This window comes from Bombella dulcis (assembly GCF_026385505.1).
GTDB classification, from domain to species: Bacteria; Pseudomonadota; Alphaproteobacteria; order Acetobacterales; family Acetobacteraceae; genus Bombella; species Bombella dulcis.
Genome location: NZ_JANIDV010000022.1, coordinates 1 through 349 on the forward strand (window position 1 = coordinate 1; position 349 = coordinate 349).

The 349-nt window shown below is 60.7% G+C and carries 1 pseudogene; it reads right to left on the reverse strand.

The window, feature by feature from the left end:
* A pseudogene (locus tag NQF87_RS08750) lies at window positions 1-349 on the reverse strand (hypothetical protein); the annotation flags it as partial.

A 349-nucleotide genomic window follows, 5' to 3' on the forward strand; every position in this document is an offset into this window, starting at 1 on the left:
TTACCATCGTGCGTGTGTCGATCAGGGGCTTTTCCGGATTTTCCGACCTGTTCCTGATGCGCTGCCTGACTGTCGAAGGTGACAGGGCGGGTTCCGTGATCTCGGCGATCTTGCTCTGCATGTCGCCTGCTGCTTCCGCGCCCATGACTTCGAGAGCCTTAAAGGCGTCGCATCCTGTCTCTTTCAGAATGGCCGCTGCCGCCCTGGGCCACTGCCTGCTTTTCTCGGCAATGGTCGTCCGCATGAAAGAGCGGGCCGGGACACGGTCGTTACCGAATTCCTGCACGGCGGCAACGGTCGCTATCGGGGTGCCATCCCTGTATGTCGCTCCCCGGAAGAAGCCGACATC